This window comes from Rhizobium sp. 2YAF20 (assembly GCF_052114685.1).
Lineage (GTDB): Bacteria > Pseudomonadota > Alphaproteobacteria > Rhizobiales > Rhizobiaceae > Rhizobium.
Window position 1 is genome coordinate 66,677 of the sequence record NZ_JBFRFF010000013.1, and the last position, 18,498, is coordinate 85,174.

General features: G+C 58.4%; 19 protein-coding genes. 10 read left to right on the top strand and 9 right to left on the bottom strand.

Features of this window, described 5'->3' with window-relative positions; genetic code table 11:
* Positions 1-4 precede the first annotated feature (4 nt).
* From AB4Z52_RS16950 to AB4Z52_RS16970, 5 genes are read right to left on the bottom strand one after another with little or no spacing between them, the layout of a single operon-like run.
* Complete coding sequence (locus AB4Z52_RS16950) at positions 5-1,030, bottom strand: glycosyltransferase family 2 protein (RefSeq protein WP_442219095.1); 1,026 nt, start codon at positions 1,028-1,030, stop codon at positions 5-7.
* Positions 1,027-1,968 (bottom strand): glycosyltransferase, encoded by a 942-nt coding sequence (locus tag AB4Z52_RS16955; RefSeq protein WP_442219096.1) that lies wholly within the window; start codon positions 1,966-1,968, stop codon positions 1,027-1,029. The genes AB4Z52_RS16950 and AB4Z52_RS16955 overlap by 4 nt, the downstream gene beginning before the upstream one ends.
* A complete protein-coding gene (locus AB4Z52_RS16960) occupies positions 1,965-2,963 on the bottom strand; it encodes a glycosyltransferase family 2 protein (protein WP_442219097.1) in 999 nt (332 codons plus the stop codon). Before AB4Z52_RS16960 ends, AB4Z52_RS16955 begins: the two co-directional genes overlap by 4 nt.
* Positions 2,960-4,168, bottom strand: a complete 1,209-nt coding sequence (locus AB4Z52_RS16965) for a glycosyl transferase family 1 (RefSeq protein WP_442219098.1) — start codon at positions 4,166-4,168, stop codon at positions 2,960-2,962. Before AB4Z52_RS16965 ends, AB4Z52_RS16960 begins: the two co-directional genes overlap by 4 nt.
* Before the next feature lie 42 nt (positions 4,169-4,210).
* Positions 4,211-5,011 carry a glycoside hydrolase family 16 protein gene (locus tag AB4Z52_RS16970; RefSeq protein ID WP_442219099.1) on the bottom strand — a complete coding sequence of 267 codons (801 nt, stop codon included), beginning with the start codon at positions 5,009-5,011 and terminating at the stop codon, positions 4,211-4,213.
* Positions 5,012-5,676: 665 nt separating this feature from the next.
* On the opposite strand from AB4Z52_RS16970, the gene AB4Z52_RS16975 reads away from it, so the two are divergent.
* The 3 genes from AB4Z52_RS16975 (at position 5,677) to AB4Z52_RS16985 (ending at position 7,907) form a co-directional block, all read left to right on the top strand.
* A complete protein-coding gene (locus tag AB4Z52_RS16975) occupies positions 5,677-5,856 on the top strand; it encodes a hypothetical protein (protein ID WP_442219100.1) in 180 nt (59 codons plus the stop codon).
* Positions 5,857-5,903: 47 nt separating this feature from the next.
* Positions 5,904-6,863, top strand: coding sequence for a glycosyltransferase family 2 protein (locus AB4Z52_RS16980; protein WP_442219101.1), 960 nt, complete (start codon positions 5,904-5,906; stop codon positions 6,861-6,863).
* A 102-nt stretch (positions 6,864-6,965) separates the two neighbouring features.
* A complete protein-coding gene (locus AB4Z52_RS16985; protein WP_442219102.1) occupies positions 6,966-7,907 on the top strand; it encodes a polysaccharide pyruvyl transferase family protein in 942 nt (313 codons plus the stop codon).
* A 115-nt stretch (positions 7,908-8,022) separates the two neighbouring features.
* Here AB4Z52_RS16985 and AB4Z52_RS16990 read toward each other — a convergent pair whose 3' ends face one another.
* On the bottom strand, positions 8,023-9,033 hold the full coding sequence (locus AB4Z52_RS16990) for a glycosyltransferase family 2 protein (protein ID WP_442219150.1): 1,011 nt from the start codon (positions 9,031-9,033) through the stop codon (positions 8,023-8,025).
* Between the two features lie 146 nt (positions 9,034-9,179).
* On the bottom strand, positions 9,180-9,479 hold the full coding sequence (locus AB4Z52_RS16995; protein ID WP_442219103.1) for an exopolysaccharide production repressor protein: 300 nt from the start codon (positions 9,477-9,479) through the stop codon (positions 9,180-9,182).
* A gap of 836 nt (positions 9,480-10,315) precedes the next feature.
* Here AB4Z52_RS16995 and AB4Z52_RS17000 point away from each other — a divergent pair.
* The 4 genes from AB4Z52_RS17000 to AB4Z52_RS17015 all read left to right on the top strand — a co-directional run bounded on the left by AB4Z52_RS17000 (position 10,316) and on the right by AB4Z52_RS17015 (position 14,692).
* Positions 10,316-10,996 carry a sugar transferase gene (locus AB4Z52_RS17000; protein WP_442219104.1) on the top strand — a complete coding sequence of 227 codons (681 nt, stop codon included), beginning with the start codon at positions 10,316-10,318 and terminating at the stop codon, positions 10,994-10,996.
* Between the two features lie 80 nt (positions 10,997-11,076).
* Complete coding sequence (locus AB4Z52_RS17005; RefSeq protein WP_442219105.1) at positions 11,077-12,348, top strand: polysaccharide biosynthesis/export family protein; 1,272 nt, start codon at positions 11,077-11,079, stop codon at positions 12,346-12,348.
* Positions 12,349-12,357: 9 nt separating this feature from the next.
* Complete coding sequence (locus tag AB4Z52_RS17010) at positions 12,358-13,623, top strand: O-antigen ligase family protein (RefSeq protein ID WP_442219106.1); 1,266 nt, start codon at positions 12,358-12,360, stop codon at positions 13,621-13,623.
* Positions 13,624-13,693: 70 nt separating this feature from the next.
* Entirely contained in the window at positions 13,694-14,692 is a 999-nt protein-coding gene (locus AB4Z52_RS17015; protein WP_442219107.1) for an acyltransferase family protein, read from the top strand.
* 4 nt (positions 14,693-14,696) lie between these two features.
* Here the strand turns inward: AB4Z52_RS17015 and AB4Z52_RS17020 are convergent, their stop codons facing one another.
* A complete protein-coding gene (locus AB4Z52_RS17020) occupies positions 14,697-15,497 on the bottom strand; it encodes an anti-sigma factor family protein (protein WP_442219108.1) in 801 nt (266 codons plus the stop codon).
* Complete coding sequence (locus AB4Z52_RS17025) at positions 15,494-16,255, bottom strand: sigma-70 family RNA polymerase sigma factor (protein ID WP_442219109.1); 762 nt, start codon at positions 16,253-16,255, stop codon at positions 15,494-15,496. The genes AB4Z52_RS17020 and AB4Z52_RS17025 overlap by 4 nt, the downstream gene beginning before the upstream one ends.
* 295 nt (positions 16,256-16,550) lie before the next feature.
* Here AB4Z52_RS17025 and AB4Z52_RS17030 point away from each other — a divergent pair, with 295 nt between their 5' ends.
* From AB4Z52_RS17030 to AB4Z52_RS17040, 3 genes are read left to right on the top strand one after another with little or no spacing between them, the layout of a single operon-like run.
* Positions 16,551-17,525, top strand: coding sequence for an MBL fold metallo-hydrolase (locus AB4Z52_RS17030; RefSeq protein ID WP_442219110.1), 975 nt, complete (start codon positions 16,551-16,553; stop codon positions 17,523-17,525).
* 20 nt (positions 17,526-17,545) lie between these two features.
* Complete coding sequence (locus AB4Z52_RS17035) at positions 17,546-18,013, top strand: tetratricopeptide repeat protein (protein ID WP_442219111.1); 468 nt, start codon at positions 17,546-17,548, stop codon at positions 18,011-18,013.
* 56 nt (positions 18,014-18,069) lie between these two features.
* Complete coding sequence (locus AB4Z52_RS17040) at positions 18,070-18,486, top strand: DoxX family protein (protein WP_442219112.1); 417 nt, start codon at positions 18,070-18,072, stop codon at positions 18,484-18,486.
* Positions 18,487-18,498: the final 12 nt, after the last annotated feature.

An 18,498-nucleotide genomic window follows, 5' to 3' on the forward strand; every position in this document is an offset into this window, starting at 1 on the left:
GGCTCTATCCTTTGTTCGTAGAGTGAGGGCCACCGCCGAGGGCGGGGAGCTTTGCTGCCTCAGCGGCAGCAACATGATGACCACGCCGGAAAAGCGTGATCAATCGTTCGAGGCGCACCATGATGGGCCACTTGAGCAGCCACACCGCCTGCGGAGAGCGGATCGCGGTCATCAATGTTGCGCGCAAAGATTTGTCCTTGATGTTCTGGACGAGTGTCAGGAACGAATGGGCCCGGTTGAGATTTCGGGTGCGTCGCCGCTGGGCCGCAGACGCTGCGGCATCGAGTTGATGGCCGGCCAGGAACCTGGCGTCTGCGGCCATCATCGCCTCGACATGCTTCAGCTCCAGCACGCGCGAAATCGAGCCTTCGTTGATGTAGTAGACATATCCCGGTGTCGGATCGACGACGCAGAGAGCGCCTTTTGCCAAGGCCGATGCCAGGAAAATATAGTCCTCGCCGATCCTCAGCGTAGGATCGAAACGCACGCCGTTATCCAAAAGAAAGCTGCGCTCGAAGACGGGCTTCATGTAGCCAAAATTGTGCTCGTTGCGAAACAGCACATTGGAGGCGATGAAGTCGGCAAGCGTCAGCTCCGGCATGCGCGCGAGCCTGTCCGCATGGAACATGGTATCCTTGTGCTGCCCTTCCGAGGTTACGACATCGAGATTGTCGACGACAATGTTCGCCCCGGCCTTCTCAGCCTTGGCGATCATCCGCGCCAGGCGGTCCGGGCGAATGGTGTCGTCCGAATCCAGTACTGCGATCCACCGGCCACGAGCCGCCTCGATGCCGCAGTTGCGGGCAACGCCAGGCCCGCCGTTGACGGCAAGCGCGACAAGCCGGACGCGCGGGTCCGTGTGATTTTCGACGAGCGCGCGGGTGCCGTCCTTGGAGCAATCATCGACGACGATCACTTCCATGCTGACGGCACCTTGCGCCAGCGCGCTGTCGATTGCGCGCTCAAGCGTGGTTGCCGCATTATAGGCGGGGATGATGAAGCTGACGTCGGGCGTAAATTCGGTCGTCATTGCGATGTGCTCTCCAACGCGCCGTACTGCTCGATTTCGCGGATGCCCAGAAGCCCGCTGACCACTCCGGCGTGCATGATGCCGCGAAGCGCATATCGATATCGCGGGATCGGCATGACCGAGCTTGCCGCAGCTGCTGCAAAGCAATAACCGGCTTTGGCGCCGGCAACCGCAATCTTCCTGACCAAGCCAGCTCCTTTCGAACTTTCCTGCATGAGCCGGCCATGGGTCTGGCCAAAACGGAAGCGGCGCTTGGCAAGCCAGGAAAGCGACGCGCGATTTTCGGGCACCGGGTCGTCTACCCATGCTTCAGGAGCAAACGCTATGGTACCGCCGCCTCTGGTCATATGGGTGAAGAATTCGGTGTCCTCACCGCCGGTCCGCCCAAGCGCCAGATTGAACCGCCCGTTTGTCAGAGATGTGGCACGGCGGCGCAAAAGCACATTACAGGTGTAGCCCGTCTCGATCCTGCCGCGTACCCGGACCGGCAGCGTCGAATGAAAGTCGCCCCTCTTCATCCAGGCGGGTGCCGATTCCATATAGATCGCGCGTGCTGGCCCGAGAACGGCATCTGCGCCTGTCGCCTCGGCTGTTGTCAGCAATGCCGCAAGCCAGCCAGGGCTGGCGGTCTCGTCGTCATCGATGAAGGCGAGAAAATCGCCGCTGGCGTGATCGAGGCAGGTATTGCGGGCGATCGAGATATTCGAGGCCGGGCAATGCGCATAGGTGATGTCGAAGGGGACGGCGGAGCGCATGGCATCGACGCGTGTCCTTGCGCTTGGCGTGACATCGTTGTCGGCGACGATGATGCGGATGCGGGTGCCGACGGGAATGTTGAGAGCTGCGAGCGAACGCAGTGTCCGATCGAGCTCCACTCGGCGATAGGTGCAGACGGCGATATCGACTTCAATGGCATTCCGGTCTGGCGCTTGGCTCATGAAGCCACCCTTCGGCCACGGAAACGAAGGATTTCCAGCCAGAAGCCCGCCGACCAGGCAAAATGCATCACCATGGCGGAGATCGCGGCAAGCGGCCCATAGGGGTTCTTCTGGCCAAGCGCGATCCAGAATCCGTAGCCGACGCAGGCGAATGCCCAAAGCCCAACCGGAATGACGGCGATCCAGTTGAGGATCGCAAGGAATGCGCCGACGAAAATAGGAACGACCGCCAAGGGCAGCATCTGGCGCAGGCTCGGCATGCTGCCGTGCTTCATGATGTTGCGCGCACGGCCGCGGCCATAGCCGAGATACTGGCGGAAGAGCGTGCTGACGCTTGATCTTGGATAGTAGGTCATCGCCGTCTTGTCGGTAAGCCAGATGCTGAATCCGGCCTTCTTCAGACGGTAATCGAGTTCCGCATCTTCGTTATGGCTGAATGTCTCGTCGTAACCGCCGACCGCCTGGAACGCGGCAATCCGCATCAGTGCGTGGTGACCGTGGTCCGCCCAGTGTCCCTTGGCACCCTCGCGGTGCTTGGAGCCGCCATTGCCGAGCTTGGAATTCTGCGCGACGGCCGTTGCCTTCTGAAAGGCGCTGAAACCCATGGTGCGCATCGCCACGACGACCGAGTCGGCTTCGGTATCGATTGCTTCCTCGACAAGCTTTTGGCAGTAATCAAGAGGATAGTCGCCATGAGCATCGATACGGATGAGGTAGTCATATTCGAAACCGAGCTCCTTGACCGCGAGATTAAGAGCAGCGCTCTGCAGCCGTTTCGGATTGTCGATCAGGAGGATGCGGGGGTCGGCACCGGCAAGGCGTCTAACAATCTCCTGAGTTCCATCCGTGCTGCCGCCATCGGCCACGACGATCCGGGCGTCGAGCTCGTCGATCGCGCGGCCGAGTTTTTCGATCAGCGCCTCGATATGCCGTGCCTCGTTCAGGCAGGGGATAATGATGAGGCTGCGCATATCTGAATGAATATCGGTATTCATAGCAGTCCACCTTCGTTGCGGTGTGGTTGGGTAAGGTTCTGTGGGTGGAGAACGGGCCGGCTCGGCCGTGTCAGCGAGGCAAGGCGCTCGACCAGGATCTGGCAGTCTGCGCGGTCGATGATCCAGTGGCTGCGGTCATGCGCGACAACAGCTGAGTGGGCATCGAGATAGGCTTGATCGCTCATATCGCCGAGGAGCGCCGCAAGGTGATCAAGATCAGCACTATGAAGTGTAAGGCCGATCTTCCGGTCAACTAGGAAACGGGACGTTTCCGTGCCGGCCATCGCAATCGGCACCGCGCCGTGGAGGCAGCCCTCGTAAAGCCTGTTGGGCAACAGCCAATTGGAGTTCTGGCCTTCCTCGAAAAAATCGATGGCCCAGGAGAATTGGACCTCGTTGTAGATCGAGGGAAGATGTTCCGGGTTTTTGTAGGGGCCATGGAAATGGATGAACGGCTCGTTCTTCACGAAACCGTCGAAATCGTCGAAGGCTGACGCAGCCGGCCTGCCGCGCAATACGATCTCGAAGCGACCGTCCATCCTGCGGGAAAACTCTGCCAACAAACTCAAGGATTTGCTGCAACGAAGCGCGCCGAACCAGCCGATTTTCCAGGGCTCTCCGGCAAGTGGTGCGCGCGGCGCGTTGGTCGCCTCGTCGGCAATTCCATCCAGCGCTATGACCTTGTTTTCAAGCAGCATCGTTGGCAGGTCGAGCCCAGAGAGTTGCTCAAAATAGTTCTCGACAAAGGCCGGTGAGCTGGTGAGGAGAAGCTTGGCATTGGCCCCGAGATAGCGCTCGGCGCCCCTTATGGCCTTTCCGGCGATGCCGCCGTTTAAAAGCAGCCGATGGATGTCGAGGCATTCATAGGCGATCGGTACATCGCCGCCGAAGATCGAGACCGCACGACTGGCCAGAGCCAGCATCTCGAGATTGCGGGCAATGATCACGTCGGGCTTGGCGACATTCCCAAGGGCGCCGCGAAGCGACAGCGCTGATTTTGCAATCGCCCCGATCCTCTGGACGAATTGCGCATCGCGGGTTCGCCCGAGTTCGATCGGCGTCACGTCGCTGATCGACGCCAGCGCGTTCTCATCGCGTCGAAAACCGGCCAGCGTCACTTTCGCGCCGCCGGACTGCAATGTCAGTACCCGGCGGCGAACCGCCGGGTCTGCTAGGTCATGAACGAAGTAGAGTACATGCAGCATGCAAAATCCCGTTTTCGTGCCCGGTCAAAGTGCCGTGCAGGGTCAATTCAGTGCGCAAGCGACGGATTCGGGGAATTGGCATTTTTCGCCGGCGGCGGTAAACGCAAGGCGATCTACCTGCATGGTCGCCGGCTGGCTGTAGGCGAGTTTGCCCATCCAGCCGGTCAGCGTATCGGTGCCCCACAGGCTGAAGAATATCTTCTGCGCATGGGTCGGGATCTTCGACGGATCGGTCACTTCCTGAACCAGGCGGCCGTTGAGATAATAGCGAAGCCGGTCTTTTTCCCAGATGAAGGCATAATCGTTGAAGCCCTTGTCGGCACCACCGGCCACGGGGACCAGTTTCTCATTGCCACCCTTGGCCGAAATGTACTGGTTTACCTGAACCTGTCCGGTGTTCTTCCCAAGCACTTCGAAATCTATCTCGTCATGCGGCTTCTTGTCGGTCGGCCCGATATAAGTGAAGAAAGCCGAGTTCAGCCCGGAATAAGAGGCGGATTTGATCCGGGCCTCGTAAGTGCCGTAGCCATAGCGCTTCAGGGACGAAATCTCGCCGCAGACATAGCTGCGGTCGGACGTCTTTTGTTCGGCGAAATGAAGCTGAAGGATGCCGTTTTCGACGCCAACCTGCTTTTTCGACCAGGTGCAGTTCTGATGCGGGCCATTGTTCCAGCCATCGGACACGTACCAGAGGCCGCTGTTGAGATGGTCGAAATTATCGACGAAGGACGTTCCGTTCGCCTGGTCCTCTTGTGCCAGAGCAGCGAATGGAAGGCAGGCGATGCCGCAGACGGCTAGACTAGTCCGGCAAAGTTTTCGCGCATGGGCGATCATAGTCGTCATGGGGCCACCTTTGCTTTGGGGATTGGTTGGTTCTGCCACGGGCAGGAACGCCGCCGCATATTTTTCGTCCGATCGGGACGTGACGCGCTTGACGTTCAATCGCGATATGACGTTTGCATAAATGTTCACGTTGTCAGTCACCCTATTGGGCTACGCCTCCCTTCGCAGCCAATTCAACCAGAGCAGACTTAGGCCCGCACCCATAAACTAGTGCGAATTCACGGAAGAAAATATGGCAGTGCAGCAAAAAAATCGCCGAGTCCCAATTCGACACTGGATAGCCCGATCGGATTATCGTTGGAAAATGAGGCGGGGCATTCTGTAAGAAGCGCGAGAAAACCGTTGTCATTCAAAGGATTTAAAGCAGGCATTGGCGGTCTCGGAACTGCCTTTACGGCAGGTTTGGCCTAGCTCGAAGTTGGTTAGCAAGGTGAAGATTTTTTTTGGATAGTCGGGTGCCTTCTGACCAAAAGCGGACAGAATATGGCGGCGCCACCTTCTATGGGCTGCAGAATTTCGACACGTCATCTTCCGATTGCGGAGAGAATCGTGGGTTCTGGTTAAGGCAATAAGACCGATCGATGGAGCCGATTGCCGTCAACGGTCGAGCAACCGGAGATTAGGCTTGCGCAATCATAAGCTGTTTTCGGGAGAGCGTACCGATCATGATCGGTGCTGCGACAAACTTCGGCCCGAATGTACTTGTCTTGCATAATGTGCTCCAACCGGCTTTGTTCGTGGTCGAGTTCGTGTCGATCGCAGAGAACGTGGCGACACTCTTGTCATTGAAATTGTTGCAGAAAAAGCGACTGGAGAGCGCCGGAAGATCGCAGGCCGCAGTTTGACCGAACAGACCGCAGACCCTTTCTCGAAACTCGCAAGGGCAGACAACATGGCGACATTCACGATTATTATCCCCTTCTACCAGAAAGAAGCCGGGATATTGCAGCGGGCTCTGTCTTCCATATCAGGGCAGACATTTCAGGACTTTGACATCATCATCGTTGATGACGAATCTCCACTTTCGCCGGAAGGCGACCTCAATTCTCTCACAAGTGATGCGCGCGAGAGGATCACGGTGATCCGCCAAAAGAATGCCGGGCCTGGCGGGGCGCGCAATACGGGGCTCGACCATGTGCCTTTGTCGACGCGTTTCGTCGCTTTCCTGGATTCCGATGATATCTGGGCGCCGGAGCATCTGCAGAACGCCTATGACAGCCTGTCGCGCTTTGACGGGGACTGCTATTGGGCGTCCATCCACGGCGGCGACGAATTCTATTATCATTTCAGCATCGCCGAGCTTGCGAAGTCGGAAAATGTCGCTCCTCTTTCGCAGGAGCCGTTGTTGATCGAGATTCCCGATATCGCCAGCGTCATGCTGAAGGATTGGGGCTTCCTCCACTTGTCGTGCATGGTGATCGCCAGGCCATTGTTCGAGAATATCAGGTTCGATGCCGCCTTGCGGCTTGCCGCCGAGGACATATTGTTCTTTTGCGATTGCATGCTGGCGGCACGGCGGGTGTTGCTTTGTGACGAACGAGGTGCGCTTCGCGGCGAGGGGATGAATATTTTTCACAGCATCGATAACACATCGCCACAATTCGCGCGCCAGCAGTTCAATACATGGATAGCACTCGATACATTGGAATCTCGTTTTTCCCGCAGGCCCAACGACGTAGCCTCTATTCGCTCCTACAAGAATACGGCGCGAAAACTGGCTCTTTGGAGTCAGGTCAAGCAGCTCAAGCAACGCAAATTGCCGCAGTTGAGCCTGCTTGCCGAATGGGCTTGGCGCGACCCGGCGCTGCTTCACAGTGCGGTGCAGCTTGCCGTCGGCAAAATCTCCCGTTAGCCTTCGCTCATGCAGCAAATTCGTTTATGCGAACTTTCAGCACCAATGTAGCGCGGTCTAACCCCGCGTCCCACCTTTCCTGAAGAGAACAAGGAGACCTCGATGAAGCCGTTCTATTGGGAATCGGACCATGGCAATTTCGGTGACGATCTTAACCTTTGGCTCTGGGATTTTCTGCTCCCCGGTCTGCGTGAAGTTCACGAGGAGACGCTGCTGGTCGGCGTCGGTACCGTGCTCAATACCGATCTCCTGGCACCGGTCGGACACAAGCTCGTTGTCGGCAGCGGCTTTGGGTATGGCACGCTTCCGGATATGAGCAACGCAAGTGACTGGGACATTCGTTGCGTCCGCGGGCCGTTGACAGCGAAGAAGGTCGGCCTTTCGCCGGAGAAGGGCATCATCGATCCAGCGGTCATGGTCACCGAGATGCCCGAATTTCAAAAACTGCAGAAGAACGGCCGCCGCACCTTCATCCCCCACTGGGAGTCGGCTGCTGCCGGCATCTGGCCGGAAATCTGCAAGACGGTGGGTTTGAGCTATCTCGATCCGCGCGGCGAGGCCAAGGCGGTCATTCGCGAGATCGCCGAATCGGAGCTGATCGTTGCCGAATCCATGCATGGCGCCATTCTCGCCGATGCGTTCCGAGTTCCCTGGATCGCAGTCAGCACGTCGCGGTCGATCAACAGTTTCAAGTGGAACGACTGGGCAAGCACGGTCGGCGTCACCTACGCACCCAAGCACGTCCCCGTTTCCACACGGGCGGAGGCGATCGCCAAGGGCGCGAAGTTCTGGGGCGTGGAATTTGCACGCAACGATACGCCCGAAAAGCATATCCGACCGCAGTCCGGAGGCACCGTCGCCATCGCGGAACCTCGCCAGACGTCGCTAAGAGTGATGGCGAAGCAGGCTCTGGCTGCACCCTCGGCTCTCGCCCTGTGGCAGGCAGCCAAGGCGAAGCCGCAGCTCAGCGACGGCGCGGTGCTGGCACGTCGCAAGCAGCAGCTTTTCGACGTCATGGGCGAAATTCGCCGCGACTATTTCTAGAACCGTTCACCGTTTCACGGAAACGCCTTACGGCTCTATGTGTTTGCTTCTAAGCAATTCCCGGAAAAGCGCTTCGCACTTTTCCGGGAATTGCTTTGGCCTGCCGGTGCCCGGCCTATCCGTCGCCGGGATCTCGCAGCAGGTAGCGCAGGCCGCCGCTGCCGGCAAACGCCAGCGGCGTGCCGCCGCGATTGCGGAAGCGCTCGGTCTTGTCGGCAAGAATGTGGCCTGCAATGGCCGGAACGGCAGTGAGGTTTGCAAGCGCATAGCCAAATGCCGAGCCGATGCCCGACTGCGCCTTGATATCCAGGAAATGTCGCTGCTCGTATCGGGCGCGGACATGGCGCTCGTGCCGGCGCAGCGAGGCTGCCGCCGCCGGCGAGAGGTTCGAGCCCGCAAGGATAGCCCGGTCTGCCTCGTAGAGCCGCCGCAGGTCTTCGGTCCGATGAAGGCCGCTTAGCGAATCGCTACGCACGACTGCGCCATATCCGCAGCTGTGAATGATCTTGTAGCGCGCACCCTTGGCAAGCGCCCGGGCGTAGAGGTCATAGTCCTCGCCCAATCGGAGGGTCTCGTTGTAGCGAAGTCGATGGGCATCCAGGAACGATCTGCGCATCAGAGGCTTCAGGAAGCCGATCTCGCCGCGCCTTACGCCGCGTTTGGAAATATTGCCTTCAACGAAGCCAACCAGATCGAGAAAGCGTGGTGCAGGGGCGAAACGAGCGACTTTCTCGTGCACTTCCGAGATCGTCGCGGCATCGACGAAGGCGATATTGTCGGCGACGAAATCCCAGTCATCGCCATCGAGCATTGCTTCGAAGCGTCCAGGGAAAAAGAAATCGTCGGCATCGAGAATGCTGATCAGCGGCGCGCCGGAAATCTCGATTGCATGGTTGCGCGCCGCAGCAGGGCCCTTGTTCTGCTCGAACCGGCTTATTTTCAGCCTCCCGCTGCCATCGTCGGCACTGAGTGCCGCAGCGCCGGTTCCATCACTTGATCCGTCGTCGACTACCACGACTTCCGCGACCTGGCTTTCCCGAAGAGCCGATGCCACCGCCATGCCAATCGTGGCGGCGGCGTTCTTGGCCGCGATGATGACGCATACGCTTGTTGCCGTTTCTGTCAGGTCAACCTCCATCGCTTTGCCGAAGACGTAGAACGCGTCGGCGCAAGAGGCAACCACAGTGTAGCCAAAAAATGGCGGCTATGACCGCGAGCTTTGACGCGGGCGGTTGGACGGACGCAAATATGGGAGGGCGAAAACCGGTCGGCTCAGTGCTTGAACGGTTCGGAGCGATTAAGGCCACCTGCCGGAATTCCGACCGCCTTATCGTCGTTGCGGGCCGACACGGAGCCCAAAACGCCAGCCGAATCAGTCAAAGTGCTCCTGCGTTCCTTCTCCGCCTTCCGGACCATGAAGAGAATGCCGGCAAAATAGCCGATTTGCAGCAGAACGGCACAGATGGCCGTTTCGACCAATGCCGTCGTCAGGGAATGGCTGAGGAAATACGTCGCGATGGCAAATACAGCCAAGGTTCCGATCATGCTCACGAAAACGCGTGGCGCGTACATTAGACTACCTCGCAATGCCGTTCGCCATAGACAGCTTCATTGGAACTCTGTCCTCCTCCCAACGGCCTGAAACACAATATATTTTAATGGCCGCGGGATTTCAACTGATTGTCGAACGTGTTTTCTGATTGACGACCAGTCTAAGCCATTGTCGTTAAAGCTTGGCTTCCTTCTAGGAGCGAAATCTGACCCCCCGCGCAAAGATATTGATCTTGCTTAACAACACCTTTTATTTAAGATTGTAACCTTCGCGGTAAGCAAGCGGTTAGCAAAGCCGACGATTTTTTCTTGCTGCCACAATGGAATGCAAGTTTTTGTTCGTCTCGTTGCAAACCCGATCCGCTGCAACTTAGACCACCCAAAAAGGTATCGGTTCGGCCACAATTGTCGACGGGCTAATCAAATTTTATTACAAAGATTGTGGCATGTGAGCCTAAAGATGTGCGGCGCAATAATATGTTGCAACGCAATATTCGCCGCATTCTCCGTCGCCGTTGAAGATCGGTGTGAAGAAATGTCCAGGATAGATCAGGATCGTGGCGACAACGCTTAGACACCTATGTTCGTTAGTGAATGCTGAACTGACCATATTTAAGAGAAAAGTCATATTTGTTTCTTGGCTATACCAACCGTGGCATAATACAGCCCGCTGTATAAGGAATGACTAATCAACTAAAATGGCGAGTACGGGCCTCAAAATGGGCCGTTGGATTTGGTCCGCCACAAAAATTTGGTTAAAAAAACAAAATCTCACCATACACTCGCTGCTGCATGGCGTTATCTAGACGCTCCGAGGGCATCCCGACCAATCGCCAAACATAAGTGGAGTTACCTCTATGAAGTCCGCGACACGATCGGCCAATTCGGCTTTCTTCAGCGCCGTTGAATCCGGCATCTTTCCACCGACAGGTGGGTTTCTAAAAAGAAGTTTCGACTTCACCTCTGCCTTGTTGGCACTCGTTTTCATCAGCCCGCTGTTTCTCATGCTGGTGTTGCTAGTGAAATTTTCCGACAAGGGACCTGCCTTTTACGGGCATCCGCGCGTCGGCCACAATGGCAAGACTTTTCGCTGCCTGAAGTTCCGTACCATGGTCACCGATGGAGACCGTGTGCTCCAGGCCTATCTGCAATCCGATCCGAAGGCGCTTGAAGAGTGGCGCGCCACTCGCAAGCTCCAGAACGATCCGCGCGTTACAGTGGTGGGTTCGATCCTGCGCAAGCTCAGCCTTGATGAGTTGCCGCAGCTGTTGAACATCCTGCGCGGGGAAATGAGCGTCGTCGGCCCGCGGCCGGTGGTTGAGGAAGAACTTGAGCGCTACGAACACGCTGCTGTCTACTATCTCAGGACCCGTCCTGGCCTGACCGGCCTATGGCAGGTCAGCGGCCGCAATGACGTATCCTACGCATCGCGGGTCGCCTTCGACACGCACTACGTCCAGAACTGGTCGCTGAGCCGCGACATGCTCATCATTGCGAGAACCATTCCCGCAGTCTGCCTTTCGCGTGGCAGCTACTGAGCCCCCTGGTCCGGACAACGGTTTCGCTGCTTCCAGCTCATCCGGGGCAGCGGCTACCTCAAGCAACAGGAAAGCTTTGCATGAACGAAGCCCTGCTTCACAGAAGAACAAGACGTCTGTCTGCGGCGATTGCCGGCGCGGGCGTCATCCTCCTCGGTATTTTCGCTGCCACCGGCAGCGCGAACGCCGCCTCGGGCGACTATCATCTCGGAGTGATGGATAAGCTCAGGGTGCGGGTTGCCGAATGGCAGACGGCGGAAGGCACTGTTCGCGACTGGTCCGTCGTCAGTGGTGACTATAGCGTCGGCGCCTCCGGCGATGTGTCGCTGCCCTTTGTCGGGGACCTTGCCGTCGCGGGCAAGACGACGGCCGAGATCGCCGATGCGATCGGCGTTGCCCTGCAGAAGCAGTTCGGACTCCGCGACAGGCCGTCGGCCTCCGTTGAGATCGCGCAATACCGGCCGATCTATCTGGCCGGCGAGGTGCAGACGCCCGGCGAATTTCCATATGCGCCCAATCTGACGGTAATGAAGGCGATCAGCCTTGGCGGCGGACTTCGTCGGGCCGACGCCGGACAACGTTTCGCCCGCGATTTCATCACCGCCAAGGGCGATGCCGTCGTACTCATGGCCGAGCGCGGTCGCCTGCTGATGCGCAAGGCGCGCCTCCAGGCGGAGCTCGACGGCAGCGACAAGATCGACATGCCGGCAGAGTTGAAGGTGCTGCCGCAGGCGGCGGATATGATGGCCAGCGAAACGGCCCTGATGCAATCGCGGGCAAAGCAACTCACCTTGCAGCTCCAGGCGCTTGATGATCTCAAGGCCCTGCTGCAAAGCGAGGTTGTCACGCTTGGCAAGAAGTCCGATACACAGAACGGTCAGCTCGTTCTTGCCAAGGAGGATCGCGACAAGGTCGAGGATCTCGCCGAGAAGGGTCTGGCATTGAGCGCGCGCAAATTGACCGCGGAGCAACGCGCGGCCGATCTCGAGGCGGCATTGCTTGACATCGATACCGCATCGCTGAAGGCCAAGCAGGATATCAGCAAGGCCAACCAGGACGAAATCACCCTGCGCAACGACCGCGCCAGCCAGCTCGCCCAGGAAATGCAGGATACCGATACCGAGCTTGAGACGCTGCAGCTGAAGCTGACGACGAGCCAGACCTTGATGCAGGAGGCCGTGGCTCAATCTGCGGATGCCGCTCATCTTGGCGGCGATGGACAGGGCGTCAATGTCGCTTATTCCATTGTCCGCGACGAGAACGGCAAGCCCAAGGAAATTTCTGCTGATGAGAATACGCAGGTTCTGCCCGGCGACCTGATCAAGGTCACGGCGGGCCTCTACATGCGGTAAGGAGCTCCCATGAGGGTAGCGACATCGAGCCTCATCCGGCCGGGAAGCAATTTTGCCTATGGCGTGGTGGCGGTTGCCCTGTCCTTCATGGTGTTCGCCTATTCAGCGCGGTTCGGCCAGGTCTCGGTCGTGACCTATTATGCGCTCTGGCTGTCGCTTGTCCTGGTCAACTATCGGCTGGTTCTCGGCAGCTATCGCAAATATCTCTGGCTATTCGCCTTCGGCATCGTCGCCTGCCTTTCGATTTTCTGGTCAGCGGCTCCCCCCGTCACCGCCCGGGCCGCGATCCAGTATATGACGCACATCATCTGCGCGCTGATCGCGATGCGTGTGCTTGATATTCGCACTCTGACGCTCGGCGCCGTGGCGGGAGTGGCGCTGGTGCTGCTCTATTCGCTTGCCTTCGGCCGTTATGAGTACGACGCAATCGACGGCACGTTCAGCTTTGTCGGCGCCTTCGATTCCAAGAACCAGCTCGGTCTCTTTGCCTCGCTCGGCATCTATTTCTGCTTCGCAGCCGTGTTCATTCTCGGCGAGCGGCGAACCTGGATGATCGGCTGCGGTGTGGTCGGGCTGCTGTCTGCCTACTGTCTGCTTGCGGCGCAATCGGCGACCTCGGTCATCACGACCGGCGGCGTGGTGATGCTGTGTGTTGGCATGCGCGTCATTCTCTTCCTGTCGCCGAGGAACCGTAAACTGCTGTTCACCGCAGCGGCTGTCTTCGTCGGCGTCTTTGTCGTAGCGGGCGCCTATCTCGGTGCCGCCGACGTGGTGCTCGGCGCGTTCGGCAAGGATTCGACGCTGACCGGCAGGACCTATCTCTGGCAGCAGGGCATAGCCGCTGCCGTGCTGCATCCGATCTTCGGTATCGGCTATCAGGCCTATTGGGTGCAGGGCTTCTCGGAACCGGAACGGTTGTGGGAGGAGTTCTTCATCACCGCGCGCGGAGGCTTCCATTTTCACAACACATATATAGAGACGGCCGTCGAGACCGGCATTGTCGGCGTGATCCTGCTCAGCATGGTGTTGATCACCAGCGTCGTCGGTCATCTGAAGCGATTGCTCGGTGATCTGCGCAACAATGAATCCTATGTGCTTTTCGGAATTGCGACGCTGCTGCTGATCCGGTCGTTCGTCGAGATCGACATTCTCAATCCATACCAGGTGGGCTCGTTCCTGCTCTATTTCATCGCCGGAAAACTCACGATGGTGCAAGCCGCACCGAAGGCCACGGTGCCGATCTACTACGACCAGATGGAGTTCGCGCGGTCCTGACGCTGCGGGGCTCATACCCGTCTTTGATGGAAGACTCTGTCGGTTTCGCGTTTGGAGCGCTGATCAAAGAATGAAGACCCTTTACGGAATCCAGTACCTTCGTGCTATTGCCGCCTTAGCGGTCGTTGTTTTTCACGCGGCGGAGCGAAGCGGCGGCAGCTTCAGGATTGGCGCTGCCGGCGTCGATGTCTTCTTTGTCATCAGCGGCTTCATCATGTGGGTCATGAGCGACAGCAGGCCTTTGACCCCGGCACGCTTCATGCTCGACCGAATTCAGCGCATCGTCCCGATCTACTGGATCGTCACGGCTGTGATGATCGCCGGCGCGCTGACCGGCCTCTTTCCGAACATGAGGCTGACGCTTGACCATATTTTGGGATCGCTCTTCCTGATCCCGGTGCGCTCGCCGAGCAATGGCGAGATCTGGCCGATCCTCGTCCAGGGTTGGACGCTGAATTTCGAGATGTTCTTCTACGCGCTCTTCGCAATAAGCCTGGCTGTTGCACGCCGAATACGGCTGGTTTTTCTCCTTGGTATCTTCGCTGCCTTCGCGCTGTCCGGTTGGGTGTTCCATCCGCAGTCAGCTATCCTGATGACCTATACGCGCCCGATCATTCTCGAATTCGTTGCCGGCGCGCTGATTGGCGAACTTTGGTTGAAGGGGCGGCTTCCCCCAACCGCGATTGGTCTGCCCCTTTTCATCGCAGCCTTCTCAGGGTTTTCCGCCATCCAACTCATGCAGCTCGACTTCAACGAGTTCATCTGCGGGCCTCTCGCCGTCGCGCTCGTTCTGGGGACGCTGTCGCTGGAGCGGGGCGGTGCCATGCCGGATATTCCGTTGCTCACCTATCTCGGCAACGGCTCCTATTCGATCTATCTCTGGCACACGCTGGCAATTTCAGTAGTGGCGAAAGTCGCCCAATCACTGGCTTTCCCGCCGCTCGCCGCCGTCACGCTCTCGACGGTCACTGGAGTTCTTCTTGGCGTTGCGGCTTATGAATTCGTCGAAAAGCCGCTCCGCGGGCTCCTCAAAAACCTGTCATGGCGCAGGCGCCCGACGCCGGCGTGATGGGCTAAATCCCTGCCTGCTTGGAAAAATTATCCCGAAATGTCGCAAGATCGGCTGCACTTACGTCAGATATTGCCCAGAACGACAATCCGCCGGCGGACCATTCGTCAAGATTGTAGCCCTCACGGGTCGCAGCCCGCTGGCCTGCCGGCGATCCGGGCCATACGAAGAGGTTGATGATGTGGCCGTGCCTTCGGTAAACCAGAGCGGCAACGACTCTGCCGCCGATGTAGTCGACCCTTCCACCGACCAGCGGAAAGCCTTGCGGGGCAAGATCGACAACCGGAGGCGAAAAATCGATCCTGCCGTTGAACCATGGTTTGACCGTGTGCTGGTCGGACGTCTCGACATCGGTCAGGTGGCTGGCCAGCATCGATCGCACATGGCTCGCCACGATCTCGTTCTGAATGGGTAGCTCCTGTCTGCCCACGTTCACGAACAACAGCAAGCTCGCCGCCAAGACCGCCAGCGAGGGTATGTAGCTCCATTGCCTAGCGTAGCGAAGAATGCGCCGCCAGGGGGGCTCGGCGGATGCCGGCGAAAAGGCGGCGCTAGCAGCACCGTTCTCGAGTGACAGCGCCGCAAGGATATGGGAACGGACATCCGGCGGTGCCTGCCATTTAACGCCGTCCTGGACGATCGTTCGCTTCACTGCATGAAGTTTTTCCATCTCTTTCCTGCAATCGGGGCACGTGGCCAGATGGGTCTCGAACTCTGCGGCGTGTACGGAATCGAGTTCGCCATCGACGAAGCCGTGCAGCATCGCGGTCCAGCCAGTGCAGCTCTCCTTTTCTTCTTCGCTCATCTCGCCAACCCGTATTTCTCCGCCTCAAGCCAAGCTTGGCCAAAGTCCTCGCGTGCGCGGGCAAGCCTCGACATGACGGTACCAATCGGCGCATCGATGATCTCGGCGATCTGGCGATAGGACAGGTCCTCGAATTCGCGCAGGATCAGCACCTCGCGCATCGCCTCCGGCAGCGTATTGATCACAGCCCGAACCCGCTGCGCCTCGGTATCGCGGATCATCGCCGTCTCGGCGGATTCCTCACCCGACGCGAATTCCTGGGGCATGGTCGCCGTGTCCGTGTCGGCATCCTTATCGTCCAACGGGACCTCAACACGCGTCTTGCGACGGCGTTGCTGCAGCCAGGCGTGATAGCAATTTCTGACAATGCTGAATAACCAGGCGCGCGGATCGCCGCCCCGATAGCCCTCGAAGCTGCGGAAGGCCCTGAGGAAGGCGTCCTGGACGATATCCTGCGCCGCATCGGCATCTCGGCAGAGGAAGCGCGCGAAATTATAGGCGCTGTCGAGATGCGGCATCACCGTCTGTTGAAACCGTTGGGTTGCCGTGCCTTGAGAGGCAGCCATTGCGGCCGATGACTTTGATTGCGAGAAGAAGCCAGTCGCTGCGGCCATCGCTGCAAATTCGCGAACCGCTCCGAAAAAGGCCAAGAGGCCAAGTCGGGCGCCCTTATCCCTCGTTCGTCCTGCGCTCCGCGGCGGCGCTCGCAAAGGCCGGTCATCGAACGCAAAGAAATATCTCGCTGCAAGATCGGTCATTGCTTCCTCTAGGCTTCGTCGACGTGCTGAGACTGCCAGTGCGATTAGCGCAATCTTGTCTTCCCTTGTCCAGATCGTTTCAGCCGCCGTTTTATTCCCTTGCCGACGAAGTTTCTTTCAAAAAATCCGTCCGGCAAAATCGCTCGTAAAATCCTGCAAGCCAGATCAATAGCTTAGCAATTTTTCTCGCCTGGCTCGGAATAAGTGCAGGGCATCATCGATCTAGTTCATCAGCGAAGGCGTCGTATCGACCTCGTCTCCGCTGGGCAAATGCCAAACCAAGGGAGATTTGATCATGTTCGCAATGACGCGCCGGGGTGTCCTCGGAACCGCGGCTGCAGCAGCAGCCTTCGGCCTTTCATCGAAACTGGAATTCGTGTTGCCGGCATTTGCCGAGATGGCGATCGAACCGACGGTCGGCCACTACAAATACCGCGTTGGCGATGTCGAGGTCACCGCCATCTATGACGGCATATGGCGCAAGCCGCATGACCCGGCCTTTATCAAAAACGCCTCCATCGATGATACGAAGGCGGCATTGGCCAAGGCGGGGCAGACGACGGATTTCATGCCGATTCCTCTGACCGTCGTCGTCCTCAAGATCGGCGATCGGCTGATCATGATGGATGCCGGCTCCGGCGTCGGGCAATGGCAGGCCAACGCCACCCACCTGCCGGCCAACATGGCCGCCGCAGGCATCGACTACAAGAACATCGACACGATCCTGATCTCGCATTTTCATCCGGACCACGTTTGGGGACTGATGGAAAAGGGGACGAACGCGCCGGTGTTTTCCAATGCGGAACTCGTCGTCAACGCTACCGAATATAATTGGTGGACGGAACCCGGCCGTGTTGAAAAGCTTGCAGAAGGCCGGCGCCCGGCAGGCAAGCGCATCGCCGATGTCTTTCCGACATGGAAGAACTGGAAGCTCGTCCAGGATGGCGCCGAGGTTGCGCCCGGCGTCCAGCTCGTCGCTGCCCCCGGCCACACGCCCGGCCATTCCGGATATCTCGTGACGTCGGGAGCCGAGCAATTGCTCGTTTCGGCCGACATTATGTACGTGCCCGCCTTGCTGGCACCTCATCCTGAGTGGGAGGGCATCTATGATCAGGATGGCCCGATGGCTGTTACAACGCGCCGCAAGCTGATCGACCGCGTCATCGCAGACAAGATCAAAATCTGCGGTTCGCATTTTCCGTTCCCGGGATCCGGCACCTTCGTCAAGGACGGCAGTGCCTACGGATTCACCCCAACCATCCAAGCTTGAGCACCTGAAGGAGAATGACCATGATGAAATATGCAGTTATCGGATTTGTCGGCTTCTGCGCCGTCACGGCAAGTGGCCTTGCGGCAACCGCGCTTCCGGCATTGGCCGTCGACAATATGGAATCGACCGACGCCCCCGACCTGACATCCGTGCGGGCGAAAATCGCTGCGAAGAACTATGCAGGCGCGCTCGACGAACTTCGCGGCCTTGCCGAGGACAATCAACAGGCTGACGTCTATAATCTGATGGGCTTTACGCTCAGAAAGACCGGCGACTTCAAGACCTCGTTGACTTACTACACGAAAGCGCTCGAACTGCAGCCGGATCACAAGGCCGCGCGCGAATATCTCGGCGAGCTCTATGTTGAGACCGGTAATATGGACAAGGCCAAAGAACAACTGGCCTCCTTGCAGAACCTGTGCCCTGCTGGTTGCGAGGAGTTGGAGGATTTGCAAAAGGCGATCGTCGCCAAGGCCGCCGTTAACTGACACGAAGCGGGCGGGAAACCGCCCGCCTCCCTTCATTGAAAATGGGAAAGCTCACCATGGCAAATGGAAAACCCTTTGCAGACCTTCGGCCGGCGGACGTCGTCCTGCTCGTCGGCCGGCTGCTGCTCGCTTTGATATTCATCCACGAAGGCATGACGCTGTCGTGGAATTTTGAAGGCGCTGCCGAGGCGATGGCCAAGCTTGGCATCAGCACGCCGCTGCTTCTTGCAACGATCGCGCTTCAGCTGGCAGGCGGCCTTTCTATCGCTCTTGGAATCCTTGCCCGCGTCGGGGCTACGTTGCTGGGCCTGTTTTGTCTTTCGACCGCATTGCTTTTCCACACCAACTTCGCCAGCCAGAACGAATTGCTCCACTTCGAAAAGGACTTCGCGATTGCCGGCGGCATGTTCGTTCTCGCCGCCGTCGGGGCTGGAGCCTTGTCGCTCGACCGCGTGTTTCAACGGCGAATGTAGTTGCACGCTTCG

Coding starts and splice junctions, on each gene's coding strand:
- AB4Z52_RS17035 (WP_442219111.1), top strand. CDS start 17,546: ATGATGAAATATGCAGTTATCGGATTTGTCGGCTTCTGCGCCGTCACG.
- AB4Z52_RS16975 (WP_442219100.1), top strand. CDS start 5,677: ATGATCGGTGCTGCGACAAACTTCGGCCCGAATGTACTTGTCTTGCAT.
- AB4Z52_RS16980 (WP_442219101.1), top strand. CDS start 5,904: ATGGCGACATTCACGATTATTATCCCCTTCTACCAGAAAGAAGCCGGG.
- AB4Z52_RS17010 (WP_442219106.1), top strand. CDS start 12,358: ATGAGGGTAGCGACATCGAGCCTCATCCGGCCGGGAAGCAATTTTGCC.
- AB4Z52_RS17030 (WP_442219110.1), top strand. CDS start 16,551: ATGTTCGCAATGACGCGCCGGGGTGTCCTCGGAACCGCGGCTGCAGCA.
- AB4Z52_RS16995 (WP_442219103.1), bottom strand. CDS start 9,479: ATGTACGCGCCACGCGTTTTCGTGAGCATGATCGGAACCTTGGCTGTA.
- AB4Z52_RS16970 (WP_442219099.1), bottom strand. CDS start 5,011: ATGACGACTATGATCGCCCATGCGCGAAAACTTTGCCGGACTAGTCTA.
- AB4Z52_RS16950 (WP_442219095.1), bottom strand. CDS start 1,030: ATGACGACCGAATTTACGCCCGACGTCAGCTTCATCATCCCCGCCTAT.
- AB4Z52_RS16955 (WP_442219096.1), bottom strand. CDS start 1,968: ATGAGCCAAGCGCCAGACCGGAATGCCATTGAAGTCGATATCGCCGTC.
- AB4Z52_RS17040 (WP_442219112.1), top strand. CDS start 18,070: ATGGCAAATGGAAAACCCTTTGCAGACCTTCGGCCGGCGGACGTCGTC.
- AB4Z52_RS16960 (WP_442219097.1), bottom strand. CDS start 2,963: ATGAATACCGATATTCATTCAGATATGCGCAGCCTCATCATTATCCCC.
- AB4Z52_RS17025 (WP_442219109.1), bottom strand. CDS start 16,255: ATGACCGATCTTGCAGCGAGATATTTCTTTGCGTTCGATGACCGGCCT.
- AB4Z52_RS17000 (WP_442219104.1), top strand. CDS start 10,316: ATGAAGTCCGCGACACGATCGGCCAATTCGGCTTTCTTCAGCGCCGTT.
- AB4Z52_RS17020 (WP_442219108.1), bottom strand. CDS start 15,497: ATGAGCGAAGAAGAAAAGGAGAGCTGCACTGGCTGGACCGCGATGCTG.
- AB4Z52_RS16985 (WP_442219102.1), top strand. CDS start 6,966: ATGAAGCCGTTCTATTGGGAATCGGACCATGGCAATTTCGGTGACGAT.
- AB4Z52_RS16965 (WP_442219098.1), bottom strand. CDS start 4,168: ATGCTGCATGTACTCTACTTCGTTCATGACCTAGCAGACCCGGCGGTT.
- AB4Z52_RS17005 (WP_442219105.1), top strand. CDS start 11,077: ATGAACGAAGCCCTGCTTCACAGAAGAACAAGACGTCTGTCTGCGGCG.
- AB4Z52_RS17015 (WP_442219107.1), top strand. CDS start 13,694: ATGAAGACCCTTTACGGAATCCAGTACCTTCGTGCTATTGCCGCCTTA.